This window comes from Salinispira pacifica, from assembly GCF_000507245.1.
Taxonomy (GTDB): Bacteria; Spirochaetota; Spirochaetia; order DSM-27196; family Salinispiraceae; genus Salinispira; species Salinispira pacifica.
Genome location: NC_023035.1, coordinates 273,787 through 295,380, shown reverse-complemented (window position 1 = coordinate 295,380; position 21,594 = coordinate 273,787). Strand labels below are relative to the sequence as shown.

General features: G+C 53.4%; 16 protein-coding genes. 2 read left to right on the top strand and 14 right to left on the bottom strand.

The window, feature by feature from the left end:
- Nucleotides 1-6: 6 nt before the first annotated feature.
- The 6 genes from L21SP2_RS01255 to L21SP2_RS01230 form a co-directional block, all read right to left on the bottom strand.
- Nucleotides 7-1,197 carry a hypothetical protein gene (locus tag L21SP2_RS01255; protein WP_024266637.1) on the bottom strand — a complete coding sequence of 397 codons (1,191 nt, stop codon included), beginning with the start codon at nt 1,195-1,197 and terminating at the stop codon, nt 7-9.
- A gap of 1 nt (nt 1,198) precedes the next feature.
- Nucleotides 1,199-2,590 carry an MFS transporter gene (locus L21SP2_RS01250; RefSeq protein ID WP_024266636.1) on the bottom strand — a complete coding sequence of 464 codons (1,392 nt, stop codon included), beginning with the start codon at nt 2,588-2,590 and terminating at the stop codon, nt 1,199-1,201.
- The gene (locus tag L21SP2_RS17805) at nt 2,587-5,256 is read right to left on the bottom strand and encodes a DNA translocase FtsK (RefSeq protein ID WP_024266635.1); all 2,670 of its coding nucleotides are present in this window, start codon (nt 5,254-5,256) and stop codon (nt 2,587-2,589) included. Before L21SP2_RS17805 ends, L21SP2_RS01250 begins: the two co-directional genes overlap by 4 nt.
- A 113-nt stretch (nt 5,257-5,369) precedes the next feature.
- The gene (locus L21SP2_RS01240) at nt 5,370-6,170 is read right to left on the bottom strand and encodes an undecaprenyl-diphosphate phosphatase (RefSeq protein WP_024266634.1); all 801 of its coding nucleotides are present in this window, start codon (nt 6,168-6,170) and stop codon (nt 5,370-5,372) included.
- Nucleotides 6,171-6,187: 17 nt separating this feature from the next.
- The gene (locus L21SP2_RS16640) at nt 6,188-8,632 is read right to left on the bottom strand and encodes a flagellar assembly lytic transglycosylase (protein WP_425277219.1); all 2,445 of its coding nucleotides are present in this window, start codon (nt 8,630-8,632) and stop codon (nt 6,188-6,190) included.
- A 95-nt stretch (nt 8,633-8,727) separates the two neighbouring features.
- On the bottom strand, nt 8,728-9,543 hold the full coding sequence (locus L21SP2_RS01230; protein WP_024266632.1) for an Hsp70 family protein: 816 nt from the start codon (nt 9,541-9,543) through the stop codon (nt 8,728-8,730).
- Between the two features lie 83 nt (nt 9,544-9,626).
- On the opposite strand from L21SP2_RS01230, the gene L21SP2_RS01225 reads away from it, so the two are divergent.
- Complete coding sequence (locus tag L21SP2_RS01225; RefSeq protein ID WP_024266631.1) at nt 9,627-10,997, top strand: tetratricopeptide repeat protein; 1,371 nt, start codon at nt 9,627-9,629, stop codon at nt 10,995-10,997.
- Nucleotides 10,998-11,200: 203 nt separating this feature from the next.
- On the opposite strand, the gene L21SP2_RS01220 is transcribed toward L21SP2_RS01225, so the two are convergent.
- The 3 genes from L21SP2_RS01220 to mnmE form a co-directional block, all read right to left on the bottom strand.
- The gene (locus L21SP2_RS01220; RefSeq protein WP_024266629.1) at nt 11,201-11,971 is read right to left on the bottom strand and encodes a 16S rRNA (guanine(527)-N(7))-methyltransferase RsmG; all 771 of its coding nucleotides are present in this window, start codon (nt 11,969-11,971) and stop codon (nt 11,201-11,203) included.
- Nucleotides 11,971-13,902 (bottom strand): tRNA uridine-5-carboxymethylaminomethyl(34) synthesis enzyme MnmG, encoded by a 1,932-nt coding sequence (gene mnmG, locus L21SP2_RS01215; protein ID WP_024266628.1) that lies wholly within the window; start codon nt 13,900-13,902, stop codon nt 11,971-11,973. The genes L21SP2_RS01220 and mnmG overlap by 1 nt, the downstream gene beginning before the upstream one ends.
- 87 nt (nt 13,903-13,989) lie before the next feature.
- Entirely contained in the window at nt 13,990-15,390 is a 1,401-nt protein-coding gene (gene mnmE / locus L21SP2_RS01210; protein ID WP_041400976.1) for a tRNA uridine-5-carboxymethylaminomethyl(34) synthesis GTPase MnmE, read from the bottom strand.
- A 35-nt stretch (nt 15,391-15,425) separates the two neighbouring features.
- Between mnmE and L21SP2_RS01205 the strand changes: the two genes are divergently transcribed.
- Entirely contained in the window at nt 15,426-15,989 is a 564-nt protein-coding gene (locus L21SP2_RS01205; RefSeq protein WP_144082885.1) for a hypothetical protein, read from the top strand.
- A gap of 120 nt (nt 15,990-16,109) precedes the next feature.
- Here the strand turns inward: L21SP2_RS01205 and L21SP2_RS16635 are convergent, their stop codons facing one another.
- The 5 genes from L21SP2_RS16635 to L21SP2_RS01175 all read right to left on the bottom strand — a co-directional run bounded on the left by L21SP2_RS16635 (nt 16,110) and on the right by L21SP2_RS01175 (nt 21,551).
- The gene (locus tag L21SP2_RS16635; RefSeq protein WP_024266625.1) at nt 16,110-17,306 is read right to left on the bottom strand and encodes a permease; all 1,197 of its coding nucleotides are present in this window, start codon (nt 17,304-17,306) and stop codon (nt 16,110-16,112) included.
- 212 nt (nt 17,307-17,518) lie between these two features.
- Nucleotides 17,519-17,821 (bottom strand): ArsR/SmtB family transcription factor, encoded by a 303-nt coding sequence (locus L21SP2_RS01190; RefSeq protein WP_041400973.1) that lies wholly within the window; start codon nt 17,819-17,821, stop codon nt 17,519-17,521.
- A 153-nt stretch (nt 17,822-17,974) separates the two neighbouring features.
- The gene (locus tag L21SP2_RS01185) at nt 17,975-19,459 is read right to left on the bottom strand and encodes a hypothetical protein (RefSeq protein WP_024266623.1); all 1,485 of its coding nucleotides are present in this window, start codon (nt 19,457-19,459) and stop codon (nt 17,975-17,977) included.
- A 111-nt stretch (nt 19,460-19,570) separates the two neighbouring features.
- On the bottom strand, nt 19,571-20,206 hold the full coding sequence (locus tag L21SP2_RS01180) for a hypothetical protein (protein WP_024266622.1): 636 nt from the start codon (nt 20,204-20,206) through the stop codon (nt 19,571-19,573).
- A 10-nt stretch (nt 20,207-20,216) separates the two neighbouring features.
- Nucleotides 20,217-21,551 (bottom strand): DUF6175 family protein, encoded by a 1,335-nt coding sequence (locus tag L21SP2_RS01175; protein ID WP_024266621.1) that lies wholly within the window; start codon nt 21,549-21,551, stop codon nt 20,217-20,219.
- Nucleotides 21,552-21,594 lie beyond the last annotated feature (43 nt).

Sequence of the window (21,594 nt, the reverse complement as noted above, 5' to 3'; positions counted from 1 at the left end):
AAACCTTCACTGCGTTCTATATTTCCAGGGTGAACACCTGATAGGCCCGATACATCCGGGCACCCATACGCCTTGCAAGATCCGGGGTGTAGGGGTTTTTTTCCGATGTAAGAGAAAAGTCCACCCAGGAATAGCCCCGGGAGATGGCAGTCTGAAACATCCGGCTGAACAGACCGATACTAACTCCCTTTGCCCAATATTCCGGGGGATGAGAACTGATTTGATGGTGAGGCATCGGGGCTGCCGACGCATAAGGGCCAGTAACTGAATAAACTGCCAGGGAAACCGCAAACCGCCGGTATGAACCAGATATTCGTTCAGGTTCGGAAGACCGGGGAGCCAGCCCACCGGTTCCCAGCCGCCTATCAGCGGCTGGTTCTCAGGATTTCGGCTCAGGGCGCTTCCCCGGGGAATCTCGGCGAACAATATCAGTTCGGGATCCGCGAAGCTCTTGAATTCTTTCAAGGTCTTGGCCAGATCCTCCCGGTGCCATGGCTTGAAATCCGGAATATGGGCAAGACTTTTGTTTATGAGGTAGTAAATCCGTTCAACCTCGTTTTCAAAATCGGAAAAATCCGCTCCCCGAACCCGCAGATCGCTGCGGCTGACCAAGCGGTCTCCCAGTCGGAAAAGTTTCTCCATCTCCCCATTGGGACGGGAAAGATCCAGTTCAAATGCAAGATTCCGCCCCCTGTCCTCGCTGAAATTCCAGCGCCGCATATGCTCCAGGTAATAATCTTTGGTATATGCGCAAAGCATGGTGGGCAGCCGGTCTTCCCCTTCCACCACAAGGCCGTAGTTATTTTCATAATCAAGATTGAACGGCCCGATGAGACGGCTCAGACCATGTTCCCTGGCCCAGGATACCGCCCGGTTCATAAGTGCATTAAAAACCGCTGTATCATTCTCATACTCGAAAAAGCCGAATATACAGTCTTTCAGTCCGGTAATCCGGTTTTTATACTCATCCTCTGCAACACACACAGTTCCGCGCAACGTTCCGTTTTCGAATGCGCCGAAGCACTCCCCGTATCCGTGTGTAAAAAACTCTCCGGTTCGGGGATCGAGGGTGCGCATCTGTTCGTGAAAACGGGGAGGCACCCAGTTTGGGTCTCCTGCATAGAGACGGTGCGGGAATAGAAGCACCTGCTTTCTTGCTCTTCGGCTTCTCAGATTAATCGTTCTGATTTCCGGCATATCATTCCTCTTCGGATTCGGAGGTTCGCACCGGCTCGGGAACCGCTTCCGGTTTAACCCCTGAGGCCCCTTTCAATGAGGGCAGCCTGATTGTTTCCCGGCGCACCGGATATTTGTAGGCCGAGAAGATTGCGATTCCCAGCAGCAGGGTCGGCAGGGGGCCCATCATGAAGCCGAGGGCATTATCCGCGGACTGAATTTGTATTGCCGCATTGGCCTCATATCCCGACTGGCCCAGAATGAACAGCACCAGAAAAACGGTGCCCTTGCTTGCCAGCTTCCGGGCAAAGCTCACCACCGAGTAGTACAGCCCCTCCTGGCTCATTCCTTCGGGGTCTCCGGCATCAATACTGTCCGGAATCATCGACCAGGAGAACACATGAACAGCGCCAACTCCCACTCCTGCAAGGGCGGCAACCGTAATGATGAGAGGCAGGGGAGTTTCGGGCCGAAACAGCACCAGAACGATCTGCATCAGCAGCCAGAATGATGTTCCGAAAATAAAACTTTTCCGCTTATCGCTCTTTCTTGAGAGAAGATCCCAGAAGGGGAGAGAGATCAGTGCACTGACAAATACCGCAGCCATAATCACATCGGAATTCTGGGGCATCTGCAGCCGATATTTAATGAAGTAAATCAGCAGGGCCTGTACAACTTCTATGGCAAGCCAGCTGAACAGAAACAATCCCAGAGCCCAGAGAAAGGCACGGTTTTTTTTCACGATTTTGAAGGAAGCGAACACATTCAGATGGATGCCATGCTCCTTCCGCCTGCGGGGATTTTCTTTTATGAGACTGCCGATCAGGACAAAGGGAAGAATGGATATGAGACCGGTTACAATCCCGATGATCCACACCTTCGCACCATTGGCCGGAATAAATTCCCCGATAATCATAATCGGTATGGTGAATGCCAGCAGCGATCCGATAATCGAAAAGATCATTCTGTTGGATGTAAGACTGTTGCGCTCATCGTAATCTGCTGTCAATTCCGGCGTCAGCGCCAGAAAGGGCATATTCACCAGTGTGGACGCCGACTGAAAGAGGATGAGCACAATGGGGTAGAAAAGATTATTGAATCCCTGCCCCGCCCACTCGGGCCGCCACCAGATAAGGGCATAGAGCAGGCCGTAGGGGATGGCCCCGAAGAGAATATACGGTCTTCTTCGCCCCATTCCCGTCTTGGTCCGGTCCGACAAAACGCCCATGAGGGGGTCGGTGAATGCATCCCACACCCCTCCCAGAAGTATTATTATTGCAGCGAAGCTGGCGTGAATACCCACCACATCGGTGAGATAAATCGCCAGATACGCGCCGATTGATGTATTGGCCAAACTGAAGCTCAGATCCCCGGATCCGTAAAGCCATCGTTTTGACCGCGAAAGCTCGTTCACATGACATCCCTGTTTTTGAGGATTTCTCTGGGTTTCGACCCGTTCTGAGGACCGACGATCCCCATATCTTCCATTTCTTCAATTAGTCTTGCAGCTCTATTATAACCTATACTCAATCGTCGTTGTAAATAGCTGGCGGACGCTTTATTGGCAGTACATACAATATCTATGGCTTTTTGCATCAGAGGATCATCCAGTTCACCCTGAACCAGCTCGCTTTCCTCCTCCTCGAAGAAAATTTCATCATCTATGTAGTCGGGACTCCCCATCTCCTTCACGTGGGAGACGATGGTTTCCACCTCCCCTTCCGAAAGGAATGCTCCCTGCATACGCTGGGGGAAGGGGTCCCAGGCAGATGTAAACAGCATGTCTCCCTTGCCAAGGAGTTTTTCAGCACCCCCGGAATCGATAATGATCCGGCTGTCCACCTTGCTGGCAACCATGAAAGCGATGCGGCTGGGAATGTTCGCTTTGATAAGACCGGTAATCACATCCGTGGAGGGACGCTGGGTGGCAAGCACCAGGTGTATGCCCACTGCCCGGCTCATGGCCGCCAGGCGGGCCAGGGTGGACTCCAGCTCCTTTCCGCTGGTGGCCATCAGGTCGGCAAACTCATCAACAACCACCACAATATAGGGAAGCTTGGTGGTGGCAATCTTCTTGTCCACAATTTTTTTGTTATAGCTCTTCACATCCCGTACGGCCATGGCGTCCAGGAGGCTGTAGCGCCGCTCCATCTCGTAGAGGCACCATTGAAGCGCCTGGAACGCCCGCTTGGGATCGGTGATCACCGGTGTGAGAAGATGAGGAATATCATTATAGAACTTCAATTCAACAATCTTCGGGTCAATGAGGATCATCTTCACCTCGTCGGGATCCCGTCTATACAGAACCGAGGAGATAATGCTGTTCACGCACACCGATTTACCGGCACCCGTGGCCCCGGCAATCAGCAGATGGGGCATTTTGGTGAGATCCACAATCTGTGCATCCCCGGTAATATCCTTTCCAAGTGCCACGGGAATACCATGATCCCCCTCCATGAACTCATCTTCCTTCAGAATTTCCGAGAAGGTTACCAGGTGACGTCGCTTATTGGGCACTTCGATCCCCACAGCATGCTTCCCGGGAATAGGCGCCACGATTCGTACACTTGAGGCAGCCAGACTCAGGGCGATATTGTCGGCAAGATTCACGATCCGGTTCAGCTTCACCCCGGGTGCGGGGAGTATTTCAAACATGGTGATCACCGGACCCTTTCGGATTCCGGTGACCTCCGCCTCAATGCCGAACTCCTGTAGGGTGTTGCGAAGCACCTCCCCCTGGTCACTGGTTGCCTGGTCCACAACCCAGTAGGACTCGGAGCTTTGTGCCCTCAGCACACCGTCGATGGGAATTTCATACGGGCCGGTCTTCCGGGAAAAGTTCAACTCGGGTTCCTCTTCCGTATGGGGAAGGAGGTCCTCATTTACCGGCAGATCATCGTCATCTCCGGCATACTCATCGTCTTCCCCGGCGGCATCATCTTCGCTCTCATCCTCTTCTTCCCAGTGGTCGTCAATGCTGAAATCTCCGAAGGGCCCTGTAGAAGCAGGATTCGAAAGCTGATCCTCAGTATTGTTGCTTTCATGAACATCGTTGCTCTCGTGTGCATTGTTGCTCTCATCAACATTGGTACTCTCATGAAAATCGCCGCTCTCATGAACAGCTGGAGCCACGTCCTGCACCGCCGGTGCCGGCGCCTGTGTATCTACAAACCTGCTTCCAAGATTCAGATGGATCACCTCACCTTCAGGTTCCACCGCCTCTTCGTTTCCGTATTCCAGGCTGTACTCATGGGGGGCGTTGGAAGGACCTGCAGAAGAACTGCCGAAAGCGGTATGGGATATCTGCGGTTCAGCTGTTTCCGCTGAAGAGTCAAAGCCCATTTCCACATGGGTATCCTCTGCCTGCCTCCAATGGTCTGCCCCGGGGTCCTCTGTGAGGACGGGATATTCACCGGGATCTTCAAGTTCAGCTCCCGCGGGTTCATACCTGCTCAACTCGGTTCGCAGGAATTCCCGGGCTGCCGTTACCGGGTCTCCGGCGCGGTTCTGTGCTGATGTATTACGGGAACTGCTGTCCGCCCGGAACAGGGAGGTTTCGGCCGAAGGTTCGGGGAGGAGGGATTGAGGAACTTCTTCCAGGTCTTCAACATCGTTATCTTCCGTCGGAGCAGCGGACAACTCCGGCAAAAATGCCATGCGAATGGTAAACAGAACCAGAGCTGCGCTGAGAATCCCGGATATATAGAGAGAAGGCTGCAGCCCGAGACTCTCGGTCATTACTGAGGCCAGCAGCGTATCGGCGAACCCCGGATCCACAAGAAAGCGCAGAAATGCCGCGAAGCTGATCACCGGTAGAGCGGCGAAGCTGGAGACATAGAGCGAACGGGGGCTGTCCTGTCCCAGGGCAATGAGCAGTCCGTTATATACCAGATATATGCCGGGATAAAATCCCATGACAAAAAACCATGAATAAAGAAACTCACCGGGAAGAGCCAGCAGCCGGATAATAAACCCGGCCTGGAGTGCGGGTACAGCCGCCCCGGCTGTGGACAGCAGCAGATACACCCCCAGTACTGTGAGTATACCGCCAAGCACCCTGGATTGGAAAACATCTCGCATAAAAACCTCCCTCCCTGACTCAGAATATCGGTAGAAAGGAGGCCGGCCTGAAGCATCTGAAGAATGTGGAGCGACCGGGTTTATGCGCCTGCAGAAAAGAAAATATCAGCTGATCAGAGAAATATCAGACCTGCGATGCCCAGAGGGATGAGATACAGACTGAAATAGTGCAGTTTGCCGCTGCGCACCAGCTTCATGAGCAGAATGAGAGAAATGAGACCGCTGAAAAAGGCAGCGGAAATTCCCAATATGAGAGGAAGTCCGCCGATACTTCCCTGAAGGTCTCCCAGTTCGGGAATTTTCAGAATTGCAGCTCCCAAAATCGCGGGGATGGCCAGGAGAAAGCTGAACTCCCCCGCTTCCTCCCGTTTCAGACCGGCGAATATTCCCGCTGATATGGTAATTCCCGAACGGCTGATCCCGGCAAACACGCCCATTCCCTGGGCCACACCGGTAATGATGCTCTCCCTGACTCCCAGCTCTTTGTAGCCTTTGTTTCCGGGCTTCACCCTTGAACTGAGAATAAGAATACCTGCGGTTACAATAAACAACAGGGAAACCAGTTTGATATTGGAAGCGGGCTGAAGCATTTCATCAATCCCGATCCCCAACACCGCAGTAATAACAGTAGCAAGAAGAAGCATGAGGATCAGTTTCAGATGCATTCTGTCGCCCTCATCCGCCCGGCCGCGGATGCCGTGAAGAAGGCTGAGAATGAGCTTCCATATCCGCTTCCGGAATACAATCAGCACCGCCGCCAGAGTGGCCACGTGAAGCAGCACATCGAAGAGGATGGACACATCCTCAAAACCCCAAATGCTTTTCAGCAGCGCAAGATGACCTGAGCTGGAAACCGGTAAGAATTCCGTAAGTCCCTGGATAAGTCCGAAGGCTGCAGCCTGAAGAGCAGTCATAAAATCTCCAATTACATTCAGCGCAGGGGGCGGATTCTGGTGAACATCAGCTCTTCCAGAAACTCCTGCTCAAGATTTCCATACAATACCCGGTAGATCATCCAGCTTTCAATCACCCTGCGGATATAATTTCTGGTTTCCTCGAAGGGGATGAAAGGTTGAAGAAGATATCCCGGCATGAGATCCACCGGAAGATCATCGATCCACCGATCCACCCTGCCCTGTCCTGCATTGTATGCTGCCAGGGTTTCCCAGATTGTTGAGAAGCGCCCCTGCAGATATGCCAGATAATAGGATGACATGCTGATATTATCCCCGGGATTAAAGAGATCAAAGCTATCAAGCCCCATTCTCCGTGCAATATCTGCTCCGGTTTCGGGAATAATCTGCCCCAGCCCCAGAGCCCCGGCATGACTGCCCGCCGTTTCATTAAAACGGCTCTCTTCCCGCATCAGGGCCTGGAGAAGAAGGGGATCCACCATGTTTTCGCCGGCGGACATTTTCACATCCCGGGGGAAACTCAGGGGAAACAGAAGCTTCAGCAGCTCTTCTTCATCTCCGGCGGCGGATACCCAGCCCTGGAGGCCATGGGAGTACATTACGCTTCGGTTGAGAGCGGTCTCCAGAAGCAGCATGCCCTGGTACCATTTACCGCTGCTATAGGCCGAACGAACCCCCTTCACTACCATCTCCCGGTCCGGTTCAAAACCGGGTTCCGCCCGGGAAAGATACCCTGCGGCATCCCGGTACATTCCGAAACGGAGGAACCCTCGGAAAATCTCGGATATTTCTGCATGTTCCCGGGCGTCCAGTTCAGCGGGCCGGGCATCACTCACCTCATAGGGAATGCTTCTGGTAATGGGAAAGAGATGCCTGATCACTCTCCCGCTGCTAAGCTCCTCAGCTACCCGGGAACCCTGCTGCATGCCGCCAGGTGATTCATCTCTGGCGATGACCAGTTCTGAGATCAAAACACTGTACACCGGCATGGAGGAGTCGTGGGCCATCTGGGAAATACGGTCCCGCACGGCTGACGGCGAAGCGCGGTAGCGACCCCTGTCTGCTGTGTGCTCCAGCACCGACAACCCCGGGATACCGTAGCGCAGCTGCAGTCCCCGGGGAAGAATGTTCAGCAGGGAGTTAACCCTGTCCCACTTCTCCTGTTGAAGCAGGCTGCTGATATATTCATCTCCGATATCGAAAAAATATTCATCATGCCGTACCCAGCTCCAGGGCCGCACCAAATCATCCACACCCACTTCCGGCTGCTGCTGCAGGCTGTCCAGCCAGCGCCATAACAGCCGCTCCCTGAGCAGCGAAAAGCGGAGAACCGGATCCTGCTCCCGGAAACCGCCCGATGGCTCCCTTGAGAGAGAACGGGCTGCGGAATACAGGTCCCTGGCATGAAAAAAGAGAGGCTCAAGCACCGCAGAAGCCTCCTCTGCCCGTCCCAGCTCCAAAAGAATACGGCCTCGGTATTCACCGTAGAGCAGGAGCATTTCCTGGGCGCGGAAGTTTCCCGCCGCCGGAGCTCCGGCCTGTTGTGAGAGCCGGGAGGTCGTATCTTCCAGTACCTGAAGGACGGTTGCGAGGGCTTCATTGTCACCGGGATCGGGTCGGCCGGATGAGGAACCGGCAAGGTTCAGGGCAGCGGAGAAGTAATCAGCTATAATCCCTTCCCCAGGCCTCTCCATACCGTAGCGGAGAACCAGGTCACCCTTCTCCTGAAGCAGAGGACTCAGTATATCCAGCGCTTCCCGGGCATCTCCCCGGAGGGCAAGAGTTTTGGCCCTGAGCACGGGTTCAATTGACGCCGGTACACCCCGGAGGGGAAAGCGTTCTTCCAGGATTTCAAGAATCCGGCCGTGGCCCAGACGGGCATCGGATACAAATATATAGGGGGTGAGCAGCTCTTCCAGATCGGTATAATCGGCGGTGAGGGCGGCCAGTACGCTCTTGTAGTAGAGAAAGCTATGGGGTGCGGCACTGATATCCGGAAGCAATGCATTCAGTTCGCTCGCAGCCTGGCGGGGACGCTCCAGTCCAATGAGACTCTCGTAGCGGTGAGTGTAGATCCATCCGAATTCAAGCGGAGATGGAGGATTCCTGCGAAGCAGACCGTCGCTGATCTGTACAATTTCCCTGTATTCGGCTCTCTGAAGAAGCAGCTCAAACAGCGAACGGAGGGCGGGAAATGCATAGGGCGGTTCGCCCTTCTCCCACTCCAGAAGATACAGCATCTGAGCCGCATCCTCCTTCCCCGCTTCCTGGAACAGCCTTCCCAGATACCAGCCTGCTCCTGAGGAGCTGAATGCCGCAGATCGCAGATCATCGGGTTCAAGACTGAGACCGTCCAGCATTCCGGGTCCCCGGATGTGGAGCTGTCGGGAAAACTCCTCGGCATCCATACCCCACATCGTGGAGGGAGAACTGCATGACAAAATAAGGAGAAACACAGGCATCACTGAAAAAAACAGCCCCAGCCTTTCCCCCATTCGGCTGGAACCTCGGGATGAGGTCAAACGGCCGTATGAACAGGTTTTTTTACATGGATGGTTCACAGGCTGCCGTCAGTCCTTACGGCGAAATCCCGCCGGTCAGTCTGTACCATTCTTACAACTCTCCCGTTCAGGTCGTCCGCATCTGCTTCAAGGGGAGGCACAGGTTCACCCTTCATCAGGCTGAAAATGAGAAAACTCAATCCTATAAGGGCGGCAGTGAATATGAGAACCAGTGCCGCAAGAACTCCCGTACGGATACCCTTTCTGGTTTCCACGAAATGGCTTTCCGCATCGAATTCCTCATCTGATTCCGGATATTCGTCCCCTCCTTCATACCCGTCCTCCTCCTGAAACATATCATCCATTTCATCAAAAGAAGATTCCTGAGGACCATTATCCGGGACCGGGGCTTCAAGCACTCCCCCGTGGGCTGCGGCCTCCCGGTGCAGCGCCTCCATATCTTCCTTATCTCCGATAAAATCACCGGGTTCGGGGAGTGAAATATCATCATCAGGATGAAATTCCTCATCGCTGAACATATTTTCCTCATCAGGAATGCTGTCCAGAATTATCTCTCTGGTGGTTCCGCCTTTTTCATCCCGGGCGGTAATATTCAGCTTTCCATCGGGCTGGGCGTTAATGGCTATGGATATCTCCTGCTCATTCACCGATTCCGCAGGCGCAAGCTGGTCGAGATCCAACCTGCCGATGGGCCGGGGATTGGAAAATGAACCATCTTCCGCATGGTAAAAAAGCACATGCACCGAATGCTGATTTTCATGTGCCGGCGTGAGAACAAAGCGTTTCCGTGAATGACTGGATTCATCCAGCACCGGATAATATGTGCCGTCCGCAAGTCGGATACCTATCATATCTGCCCCCTGGTAGACAGTACATATTGTATGTTTGTTGGCTTTTCTTGACAAGTATTGCGTCTCTACAGAATAATGAACACATGAACCTCTTTCCCCTGCTCATTGCCGGAATTGCGGTCCTTCTTCTCAGCCTGGTTGCGGTGATGATATTCACCCGTACCGGAGGTGACGGGGAAGAAAAACCTGCAAAAAAGAAAAAGACCAAGAACCGGGACCAGCAAATCCGTGAAGCAAACAAGCGGCTGGCATCGAACCCCAAGGATCATGAAGCTCTTTCAACCATTGCGGATATTTATTTCAATGATCAGGAATGGGAAAAAGCCCACCGCTCATATGCCATGTTGATCGAGATGGCCAGCAGCCACCCTGAAATTGATGAGAAAACCGTCAATCTGCGCTACGCCCTGTCGGCATACCATCTTGGCATGATGGAAGAGGCCTACAAGGGGCTGCTTCTGGCAAGAACCTTCGATTCGGAGCTCTTTGAGATCAACTACCACCTGGGTGTAATCGAATATAAACGGAAAAACTACGAAAAATCCGCAGGATATCTGAATAATGCGGTAAAAACCAATCCCGAACATCTGGACAGCAATAAATATCTGGGGCTCTCGCTGTTCCGCCTGAAGCGCCTCAACGATTCGGTAACCAAACTCAGAACCGTGGTCACCGAACGGCCCGATGAAAAGGAATCCCTCTATTTCCTGGCCCAGGGATATTATGAGCTGGGTCAGAGCGATAAATCGGTGAAGATTTTTGAACAGTTGCGTCCCGATCCTGTTTTCGGTCCCCATGCCGCAATTATGGCCGGAAGCATTCATCTGAAAATGGAACAGCTTGATAAAGCCCAGATGGACTTTGAGATCGGGCTGCGGCATGAAAAAATCAAGCCGGAGCTCCGCCTTGAACTGAAATACCGGCTGGCAGCGGCATTAATGAAACAGCAGCTGGTGAGCGACGCTCTGGCTCATCTTCAGGATATTTACAAGGCGAACCCGGATTACAAGGATGTGGCGGCCCAGATCAAGCGAAGCAGTGAACTCTCCCAGAATGAACATCTTCAGACGTATTTGATGGCCAACGACGCCGACTTCGTTGCCCTCTGCCGCAGACTGTCAGCCATGTTTTTCAGAAATGCCAACACCAAGATCACCGATATTCAGGTGCGCAAAGGCGAGTATGCTGACATTCTGGCAGAAGTGGAAACCAGCACCTGGGCGGATATTGTTCTTTTTCGCTTTGTACGCACCACCGGAGTGGTTGGTGAATTTGTATTGCGGGATCTCCACTCAAGGATCAAGGAAACCAAGGCGGGCCGGGGCTTCTGCATTTGCGCAGGAAGCTTTTCGGAAACCGCTCAGAGCTTTGTGGAAGCCCGGTTCATTGACCTGGTTGATAAACCTGGCCTGCTGAAATCCATGCAGCGCCTCTCCCGGAAAACCCGAATGTAACCAAGTACCCGGCCGGATGTAATGTGCGTAGCGGATTACATCCCCAAAGAGAGACACGGCTTGGTCATCCGCTTCCGGAGGTTACTCATCCGCCGCCGAAGCTTCATCGTCGGCAGCGGGAGACGAACAGGCAATCAGCATATGCCGCTGGCCATCCAGCCCGGGAACTTCCATGGGCATTGCAGCAATCTCTCCGCTTCCTCTCAACAATTGGATAAGCGCTTCATCCGGTGCACCGGCTTCTTTGCCCCCGGCTCCCGGGCTGAAACCGGAAGGATCTGCAGTTTCTCCGCCAGATCCGTTCCAAGATCCCTCACCAGGTTTTCCCTCCGCCCCTTGTAGGCAAGAATCGCCCCCGGTGCGGCCAAAAGAGATTGCTGGAACCTCAGCTCTTCGGGATCAACTGCCGTATAGGCCCTGGAAGTCACCACATGAAACCCGGGTTGAAGGTCTTTGCTGTTCATCTGCCGGATCCGCACCCCCTCTTTCAGGCCCAGGAGGGCCACCGCATTCTTCAGAAAACCGCATCTGCGCTGCTGTTTTTCCACCAGATGAACGGCAAGTTGCGGAGCACCCTCCTCCGGCAGGAGGAAGTGTTTGGCCCAGAGTGCAATCACCAGCCCGGGCATACCGGAACCGCTGCCCAAATCCGCCAGATGCAGAGTGTTGGGCTGTTCCCGCCCCATCTGTGAACTGATACCGGCAATGCAGGCGGACATAACAGGCAGCCCTGCGGCGGAATCCAGCACATGCCGGATTACAATATCCCGTTCATCCCCTTCAATCAGGCCCAGTCGGGGGTTCCAGAGCAGTATTTCATCAATGTAACGTACAAGATCCTCTGCAAAACCCCCAAGACCGGAGGCCTCGGAGCGGCGGGGTTCACCCGCTGGATAGGAGGCCCCGCCCGGGGGATAGGATGGCGTGCACTGTTCAAGTCCGCTGTATAGAAGCTGACGGTTAACTTCGGTCATTAATCGATCTTGCTGCCGTTCAGCAGTTCCCGGCTCAAAGCCTTTTGCTGGGAGGTCTGACCCGGCCTGCGGGCCACCGCAACCATGAGGATGGCGATATCGGAGTTTCTCACCCCGCTGATCCTGCCGGCCTGCCCGATGGAAAGAGGCTTCACCTCCCTGAATTTTTCCCTGGCCTCATTGGAAAGCCCCATAACTTCGTCATAATCAAAATCCGCCGGAATCTTCAGCTGTTCCATCTTGTTGAAGCGCAGAATCTGCTCTTCCTGCCGTGCCACATAGCCCTCGTACTTAATATCTATTTCAACCTGGCGAATCCAGTCAATGGGGCGGTTTTCCAGAAGCTTTGGATCAATCTTTACAAGATCCTCAATGGATGTGGCCGGATTTTTCAGCATCTGCATAAATGTTTTACCCGGAAGCCGGTCCACATGCTGGCGGCTGTCACCCAGAACTGCCATTGCGGTATCCAGCTCCTTCTCCGACAGCCGTCTGCCCGCAAGAAGCTCCTTGATCTCCTCCAGCCCCTTTTGCTTCTCCAGGAAACTTTCCCAGCGGGCACGGTCATGAAGACCTATTTCCCAGCCGATTTTATAGAGCCGCATATCTGATGAATCGTGCCGGAGGCTGATGCGGTGCTCCGCCCGGGAGGTGAACATCCGGTAGGGCTCTTTGGTTCCCAACGTAACCAAATCGTCAATGAGAACCCCGATATATGCCTCCGCCCGTGAAAGAATCAGCTGCTCTCTGCCCTGAATGCTCAAGGAGGCATTGATACCTGCTATCAGCCCCTGGGCCGCAGCTTCCTCATATCCGCTGGTCCCGTTGGTCTGACCTGCAATGTAGAGACCTTTGCAAAGTTTGGCTTCAAGGGTGGGAAAGAGCTGACTGGGATCGATGTAATCATATTCCACGGCATATCCGGGCCTCATAATTACCGCATTCTCCAGGCCGGGTATGCTGTGGATAAATTTTTCCTGAACATCCTCCGGCAGGGATGATGATATTCCGTTAAGATACATCTCCTTGGTTTCAATCCCTTCGGGCTCCACAAAAATCTGATGCCTGTTCCGCTGGGGAAATTTCACCACCTTGTCTTCAATGGATGGACAGTACCTGGGACCGATTCCCTCAATTGCTCCGGAAAAGAGGGGCGAGCGGTGCATGTTTTCATTGATAATCCGATGAGTTTCATCGCTGGTGAAGGTGATATAGCAGGGCTCGTTGGGACGTCCAACATCATCTCCGGAAAAGGAGAAAGAGAGCATTTCATCGTCCCCGAACTGAACGTCCATTTTTTCCAGATCCAGACTGTCCTTGTGCACCCTGGCAGGGGTGCCGGTCTTCATCCGGCCCATCCGGAACCCCAGTTCCTTCAGAGGCCTTTCCAGCCCGCGGGCGTTGGGTTCGCCGATCCGTCCCGAATCCATGTTGAACTCGCCGATGTAGATTTTCCCGTTCAAAAATGTTCCGGTTGTAAGCACCACCTTTTCGGCAGTAATGCGTCGTCCACGCTCGGTGACCACACCTCGAATCTCCGGGGAATCTCCCTCATAGATCAGGTCAACAACGGTATCCATGAAAATTTCCAGGTTTTCCTGCAGCTCGAGGGTTTTTTTGGCCTCCACCTGATAACGCATCTTGTCAGCCTGTGCCCGGGGAGCCTGCACCGAGGGCCCTTTCCGGCGATTCAGAACCCGGTACTGGATCATGGTTTTATCGATGAGGCGTCCCATCTCACCGCCCAGAGCATCAATTTCCCGGACCATATTGCCCTTGGCAAGACCGCCTACCGCGGGATTACAGGAGAGTTTACCTATTGTATCCAGATTCTGGGTGATCATGAGAGTCTGAAACCCCAGTCTGGCCGGAACCAGACTTGCTTCTATGCCCGCATGTCCACCGCCTACTACTATTACATCAAAATCCATGTATTACCTCTTACTTCAGAGCCTGTTCCGCCCTGTCAGCCGCCTGTATCATTTTTTCGTATCGTTTTCCCGCGTCATTTTTCCGTATCATTTCCCAACACAGAATCCCGAGAACACCCTGTCCAGGATATCCTCCGAACTGACCTCCCCGGTAATTTCCCCCAGAGATCTGATGGATCGCTGAAGATCCATGGCAATAATATCCAGGGGCTGATCGCCCTCCATGCTGGTCAAAGCCTGCTGAAGCCCGTCCAGGGCGTCATCTATCAGCTGTTTCTGGCGAAGGGAGTCGATTACCAGATCGCCGTCACCGGCAAGGCGCTCGCCCTGAAGGAGAGCCTCCATCATTGCCTGCTGCACCCGGTCAAACCCTTCACCGCTGATCATGGAGAGGGGAAGAAAGCCCTTGGGTGCCGGGGCGCATTGGGGAAGATCGGTTTTGGTCCAGATTTTCACACAGGGAAGATTCAATTCACCGATTCTTTCCAGCTGCTTTTCATCAAAAGCATGAGCGGATTTGTCGGAATTAGTACCGTCAACAAGATACAGGATGACGCTGGAATTTTCAATCACCTGACCGCTTCTGCGGATACCTTCCTTTTCAATAATTTCATCCACTTCCCGCAGCCCGGCAGTATCGTATAGTGAGAGGGGAATGCCGTCCAGCACCACCGGAGCCTGGATATAATCCCGGGTGGTTCCGTGGATGTTGGATACAATTGAGCGGTCTTCCTTCAGAAAAAGATTAAACATGCTGGATTTTCCCGCATTGGTTTGCCCGGCCAGGGCAACCCTGGCCCCCTGCTGATACAGCCTTCCGCTGCGGTAGCTGCTGACCAGACGCTCGAGCCCCGATACCGCATCCTGTACCGTATCCATGGGAATCAGCGAACGTACGTAGCCGCTGTCATCATCCTCTCCGGGGAGCTCATCGTCTGGATAATCCAGCTGAACGCTTACCGCAGCCATAATATCCACCAGCCGGCTTTTCACCCGGTCAATCTCTTCAAAGACTCTTCCGGAAAGCCTGTTCAGAGCCAGGCTCTGGGCTTTCCGGCTCTGTGACCTGACTATTTCATGAACAGCTTCTGCACGGGTAAGATCCATCTTGCCGTTAATGAATGCTCTGAGACTGAATTCTCCGGGTTCGGCCTGACGGAACCCGAGAGTGAACAGAAGTTCCATGATCTTCTGGATGCCGGGAATACTGCCGTGACAGTAAATTTCCGCACTCTCCTCTCCGGTATAGCTCCGGGGAGCACGGAAAACGGCAACCGTCACTTCATCCACCCGCCGCGATTCATCATACTGGAGCCAGCCGTAGATAATCGTGTTTCCCGGAGCCTCCTGCAGCGTCCCGGGCCGGGAAAATCCCCTGCTCAAAGCCTGGAGCGTACCCTCACCGCTTGTTCTGATCACCGCAAGTGCGCTTTCTCCCAAAGGAGTTGCCAAAGCGGCAATCCGGTCGTCCTGCATCATCCCGTTCATACTCATGCCTTGTAAGATAGCAGGGCCGGGCCGGTATGTCAGCCTTACACCGGTCCCGGCGGTTCTTCATGTACGGCAATACAGGCCAATATGATCTTGTGCAGGAAATCTCCTGCGGATTACAATGCGGTATGGGTCAATTGGAAATTGAAAAGCAGTACATGCTGGATTTACTGAAAGAGAAGAACCGACGGGAGAAGCAGCTGAAAGATCTGAAGAATGAGCTTCAGGTCTGGAAGGATCGTCTGGAACTGGCAGAGCAGCACCAGCGGCAGGATCTGGTATCCGCAGCCCGGGAAAAGCTCAGTGAACTGGAAACCCGGCTTCCGGGACTGGAAAACTCGTTTTTTGCAATGGATCGTGAAATAGAGGATGCCAAAAACCGGCTCAAAGATGCTCAGATCGACGATGAACGGGGACTGAGCCGAGAAGGTACCGACGCTCTGGTTGCCGGCCTTCAGGCTGCGGCGGGGTTCAGCCCCGGTGATCCCAATAATCCGGATGACCGCATGGAGGCCGAATCGCGGAAAATGGATGCGGAGCTGAAGGACGCAGAACTGGATAATGAGCTGGAAGAGCTTCGCAAAAAACTGAAGTAGGCGTTGCTCAGCGATACATTGCTCATCGGTAAATTTGCCAACGGGAAAACAGTGCACCAAAGCCTGTAAACCAGCTTCCGTGCACTGTCTATCTCCCCCCCACCTGAATCAGAAAATACTTCAGAAAATACTGTAGAGCAGTCCGAACATCAGCGAGCCAATAATGGAAATTGATACATATAGGGCAAACACTCTTCGATGGGTGAGGCCGTACACTGCAGCCATGGCCGGAAGAGTGGTGGTTGCGCCTCCGATTAGAAAGGCCAATACCGCAGCCGGAGCAAGACCCTGCTGAAGGAGGCCTCCCATAAGGCCCAGTGCGCTCAGGTTGGTGGTATAGAGGGGAATACTTACCAGAGTGGCCATGAATATATTGGCTGCATCAGATTGTCCGAATATACCGGTAATCCATTCCAGCGGCACATACAAAACTATCAGCGCTTCAAGAAAAAAGGCCAATGCAATAAACTGGAGCACCATCACGCCGGAGCGCCCCATTTCCCGGAAAAACCGGCGCAGCAATGGCTTTGTGCTTCCTTTCCGGCTCTGGCCGTCATGTGCAGCTTCTGTTGCATCTCCTGAGCATTCGCAGGTTTTCTCCGGCTTTTCCCCGCTGCAACAGCTTGCCGCCGAGGACACCCGGGATCCGGGAGTACAGCAGCTATCCCCTCCAGGTACGGCCGTCGGGCTTAACGAAGCGGAGAGGCTGAACTCCCGGGGGGCACCCTCGATTGATGAAATCCGGACTTCGGGACTGACCGAGGTTTCGGCCGCATACCCGTTAGGTCTTCGAGATTCAACAAGCCGGGTCCAGGCAAGAGATACCCGCTCACGGAGCCAGGGGAGAAGCCGGAAAACCCGGGTGGTATATCCGTCTTTGAGAATGCTTTGTCCGACCCAACCACGGCTTTGCATAAAATGGGCCAGGATTCCTCCCGCAAGGCTCAGTACTGCAGTTGCAATAATGCGCCACACAGCCAGGTTCATCCCCAGGGTAGATACGCTTAAAAAGAATATTTCAGGATCCATTGACGGTGAGGCAATCCAGAAGGTCATGATCGGGCCCAAGGGTACACCCGCAGCCATCATTCCTGCGATAACAGGAATTACCGAGCAGCTGCACAATGGACTCACGGCTCCGATCAGCATTGCCAGAAGGATTGCAGGAGCCGGCCGGGCAGAGAGAAAGCGGGTCACCTTTGCGTGATTACCGCTTATTCGCATTGCTGCGGCAAAGGGGATGGTAATGGCCAGCAAGGGCCAGATTTTTACAAACGCACCGCCCATGAATCGGGCAATTTCGTACACATATTCCATTTTTGCTCCTGTGATCCTAGTTAATCGTATTTTTACGATAATAGGGGTAAAAAAAACGCAGTGCACAGAAGCTTGTGAAACTGAAATATCCTGGAAATCGGGCTCACATATGGCGGGGTGAATATTCCATCACACTACCGGGAGAGGATGTTTTAAACCTCTCTATGGAAACCCATGTTTTTCACAAGCTTCTGTGCACTATAAAATCAGAGTTAGAAAATTTCTCCGATGGTTTGCTTGAACCACTGCACGCCCGCATCGCTCATGCAATAACAGGTTGATGACCCTTCACTCTCCCCTTGAATCCAGCCGCTTTCTTTCAAAACTTTCAGATGCTGGGAAACCGTAGCCTGGGCGATGGGTACATGATTCACGATGTCTCCGGTTATGCAGCTGGGATGTGACAACAGAAATTTCAGAATTTCAAAGCGAATGGGATTTCCAATTGCTTTGCACATCCTGAGAAAGCGTTCCTGATCATCGCCATGAATTTCAAGACTGCAGCACCGATTCATACGACTGAGGTTAATCGTTTTTTTACGATAATACAAGGGAAAAAATCGTCTTCCATGGGTTTTTTCCGGAGGCAGCGAATAGAGTTGGCGTGTAGCGGAGAGAGCAGCCCAACCTCACCCGTACACCGGAGATTGAGCTCTGGACTGAATGCTTCAGCGAAGGCTGCTGAGCATCCTGCCGGCAAGATCGCTGCCAAGGTTGGCAAATGCACTTGAAACCGCCCGGGAACTGCTGGCGCCCCTGCTGTTTTTCGTTGACTCGAGGGTTGCAAGAATCCGGTTGCTGCTCAGATCCACCGCGGTTACGCTGCCCTGCACTCGAACAATAAACCCGTCCCGCTCATCCACTTCAACAATCCGGGCACTGCCGAAGATAACCCGTTGCACATCCGGATCCACACTGTTTCGGACACGGGAGAGGAATTCATCCCTGGAACCGTCCAGTTCCAGAGGATCGGCAAAATCTCCGTTCATGGTCCTGAGATCGATCACAGTGAAACCCGCACTGCTGAGTTCCTGAATAAACCCGTCATGAACCGAGCTGCTGTCTATGGTATTGCCGGCAATATCAAATTCCCTGATAAACACGGCGGTCGGCACTTCCGATGCCCGGGAAACCACTTCAAATTCAAAGCGAACCCGGATATCTGCAGCCACGTCTTCCATGGCGCTGAACTGTGGACTGCCCTCCAACCCCGCCTGCCTGAGGTTTTCCAGGACGGGATCCGCATCAAGATAAAAGCTGATGAACTGACGCCCGATAATCCCCGGATTACCGATTTGGTAGCTGATAATTCCGGAACTGTCACTGTTGACTGTTTCCCGGACCTGACGCCCCCGGTTATTCACCGACTCCCTGTAGGAAACAACAAAGGGGGTGATTCCGCCGCCTCTGCCCCGGGAATCCAGCACCTGTATTCTGAATGGACGCTGCTGGGCTTCTCCCAGCATGAGGGTGTCGGGGCCGTCCAGAAGACTCAGTTCCATATTGGCCAGAACCCGTTGGGCGTTCTGTAGGTTTCGCTCCAGCTTCACCTGGCTGTTCCGGATGTCACTGCTGGAGGCCGCCACCGCAGCATCAGCATAAAAGCGGAATGCTTCATATAGCCGGCCTGCTGATTCGGCCTGCTCCCCTTTTTCCTCGGGAACGGCAACGGCATCCCTCCGCTCTTCCAGTAAAGCCTGCCGTCGCCTGCGTTCGCTCTCCAGTTCGCTGCGTTCATAGGAGGCCAGAATATACACGGTGACACCGCTGTCGGTCTGAATGACATAGCGGTCTACAATACGAAGGCCGCTGATCCTGCCTTCGGCCTGCTGCTGCACTGATTGAACTACTTCAGCCTCATAGCTTTCCAGGGTGCCCCGGGCCCGGGCATCGCTGATCATGGAAATATCAACACCGAGAACCCGGTTGATTTCGCCCAGCAGATTGAGTGCGGCAGCTTCCTCGGCGTCTGCCAGATTTCCACTGTCGCTCCCTGCGTTTACCACAAAATATTCATTTTCATCGTCCGACTGCGGCGGTGAAATAACCCATTGGGGGAGGTCCCTGGTAAGGCCACGGCCCCCGGCGCAGGCGGCAAGACTGAGTAAAAGTGCGCTGAGAATGATATTGGAAATCAGCCTGGAAATTTTCATGTAGCACCTCGAAAAAAACGGCCCGCAGCGCCGGCCTGGACCGTCTCACGCTGCGGACATTATTTACTTGCAGATCTATGGCAACGTATCAGGTAAAATCCGGAAGAAGGATTAGAGGCCTTCTTCGAATATTTCCCTCACACGTTCCTTGGCAGTCTGCTCTTCTTCGGTATCCGCTGTCTGACCGGAGATGGCCTCCTGGATGAGACGGTCAACCTCATCCTGTTCAATGGTGAACAGGCTGTAGTAGACGTATTCTTCTTCATCGGTCTCATTATCAACCCGGAGAATCCAGAAGTCGTCATATTTGCGATACCCGCTGATCCTGGCGTCCGCCAGCACTTTCACGGTGTTTTCGAAATAGGTTTCAACAAAGTCGTTGTCACCAACTTCTGCACCGGCGAATTTCTGCTGAACCCGGATATTAATCTCCCGGGCAATGGCTGCACCGGCGTCCAGGTTATCAGCAAGAGTCTTGATACCGTTGAGATCCTGTCCGATTCGTTCAAACCGGTAGAGATAACGTTCTTCAAAACGGTCCTGCTGCTCAAGGGCACCGATGGCAGTATAGGTCCAATCGGGGATGGGCCCGCCGAGCTGGGTGTTCTTGTGTTCGATAACCGTATAGGGTGAACGAACCTCTTCAAGTTCCTCCGCCTGTTCTGTGGGCTGAGGACGGCTGGCACAGGATACCAGCAAGGCTGCTAATATCACGGCGAAAATAACTGCATTGATACGGGATTTCATCAAATTCCTCCTAAGGCAATAAGCCTGTATCAAATGTCATGGATTTGCCTCTGGTTAACACCAGAGAAATGTACTCCATACCGGGGGTGCGGTCAGCAACCCGGTATATCAGGTCTTCAACTTCATCTTTACGTCCAAAATAATATATCGCATAACGGGTTTCCTCCCCGGTCTGGGATACTGTCTCAAGGTCTTCAACCTCATCCCTGAGTTCTCTGCGGAAACTGCTCATCAGTCTGGAATCGGTGCTGTTGATGAACGTGACATTGTAACGTACACCGTCACTGATTTCCTCATTCATCCGCAGTCTGCTTTGTTCGGCCATATAAGGCATGGCCTGATACACGGAACTCTGCAGAGCATTGGACAAGGCGTCCTCTGTGGAGGATGCGCTGTAGGTTTCGGGACTGGTGTAGGGAATTGAACCCAGAAGAGCTGCGGTGGAGGTCTCATACATTTTCATGGTGATGATGGCCTTCCCGTAATGGGATCCCGACTGGCTGCGGGCGGTGAGAGATGCGTCAATTTCAACATACACATCCGCATCCAGCCGCTGGGCGATCCACTGCAGCAGGGAAATACTGCCTCCGGTCTGCTCTTCATACAAGAGCTCTGCGTCGGCTTTCAGATCTTCTATCTGATCGGAGTCCACAACACGGTAACCGTTGTTTGCCAGCCATGCATTAGCCTGGGTAACGGCGGCTTTCATGAGAAAGGGATCCACATCCCCCTCTTCACTGAAATACACCATGTAGGTCATGTTTTCCAGAAAGCTGCGGACAAACTGCCGCTCTTCGGTGGATGCCGGGTCTTCAGCGGTTGCCGGATCTTCGGAGGTCGATTTGTTTCCGGTGACCTCCCCGGCTTCTTCAACTGAATTATCCCCTGTGCCAGACTTCATTTCCCCGGTACCGGAGTCGGCCCCTCCATTTCCGGGGTTTGAACTGATCCCATGGGTATCAAGTACATTTCTCACTGCATCCATCCGCACCCGGATCCGGATCTCGTACAGCATATCCATGGCGTCTATGCTGCCCATGTTCTCTTTCCGGAGAGTCTCCATGCTTTCGGGGTATACGAAACGGTTGGGGTTGGAGCTGGAGTACAGAACCTCCTGCAGCTGAGCGGACTGGGCATCCTCAGCCGGGGCTCCGATCATCCGGATCACCGCATTCCGCACAGCATCCATTTTCGCCTTGTTCATTGCCGTAAGCAGACTCTCGTCCCGCCCCTGTCCGGCGAACACATCACTCCCGCCCCCCACTGCAGCTCCGGTTCCCGCACAGGAGCCGATCAACAGCAGCATACTGAGCAGCAGGACCATTGTTCTGTATATGCTTTTCATAACCGTCCTCTTCAAATATCCGATCTTTTTTCCGTTTTCCGTA

What these genes read in the sequence shown, in the direction of transcription:
- L21SP2_RS01255 (WP_024266637.1), bottom strand. Translation starts at nt 1,197, where the DNA reads ATGCCGGAAATCAGAACGATTAATCTGAGAAGCCGAAGAGCAAGAAAG.
- L21SP2_RS17805 (WP_024266635.1), bottom strand. Translation starts at nt 5,256, where the DNA reads ATGCGAGATGTTTTCCAATCCAGGGTGCTTGGCGGTATACTCACAGTA.
- L21SP2_RS01240 (WP_024266634.1), bottom strand. Translation starts at nt 6,170, where the DNA reads ATGACTGCTCTTCAGGCTGCAGCCTTCGGACTTATCCAGGGACTTACG.
- L21SP2_RS16640 (WP_425277219.1), bottom strand. Translation starts at nt 8,632, where the DNA reads ATGCCTGTGTTTCTCCTTATTTTGTCATGCAGTTCTCCCTCCACGATG.
- L21SP2_RS01230 (WP_024266632.1), bottom strand. Translation starts at nt 9,543, where the DNA reads ATGATAGGTATCCGACTTGCGGACGGCACATATTATCCGGTGCTGGAT.
- L21SP2_RS01225 (WP_024266631.1), top strand. Translation starts at nt 9,627, where the DNA reads ATGAACCTCTTTCCCCTGCTCATTGCCGGAATTGCGGTCCTTCTTCTC.
- L21SP2_RS01220 (WP_024266629.1), bottom strand. Translation starts at nt 11,971, where the DNA reads ATGACCGAAGTTAACCGTCAGCTTCTATACAGCGGACTTGAACAGTGC.
- mnmG (WP_024266628.1), bottom strand. Translation starts at nt 13,902, where the DNA reads ATGGATTTTGATGTAATAGTAGTAGGCGGTGGACATGCGGGCATAGAA.
- mnmE (WP_041400976.1), bottom strand. Translation starts at nt 15,390, where the DNA reads ATGAACGGGATGATGCAGGACGACCGGATTGCCGCTTTGGCAACTCCT.
- L21SP2_RS01205 (WP_144082885.1), top strand. Translation starts at nt 15,426, where the DNA reads ATGTCAGCCTTACACCGGTCCCGGCGGTTCTTCATGTACGGCAATACA.
- L21SP2_RS16635 (WP_024266625.1), bottom strand. Translation starts at nt 17,306, where the DNA reads ATGGAATATGTGTACGAAATTGCCCGATTCATGGGCGGTGCGTTTGTA.
- L21SP2_RS01190 (WP_041400973.1), bottom strand. Translation starts at nt 17,821, where the DNA reads ATGAATCGGTGCTGCAGTCTTGAAATTCATGGCGATGATCAGGAACGC.
- L21SP2_RS01185 (WP_024266623.1), bottom strand. Translation starts at nt 19,459, where the DNA reads ATGAAAATTTCCAGGCTGATTTCCAATATCATTCTCAGCGCACTTTTA.
- L21SP2_RS01180 (WP_024266622.1), bottom strand. Translation starts at nt 20,206, where the DNA reads ATGAAATCCCGTATCAATGCAGTTATTTTCGCCGTGATATTAGCAGCC.
- L21SP2_RS01175 (WP_024266621.1), bottom strand. Translation starts at nt 21,551, where the DNA reads ATGAAAAGCATATACAGAACAATGGTCCTGCTGCTCAGTATGCTGCTG.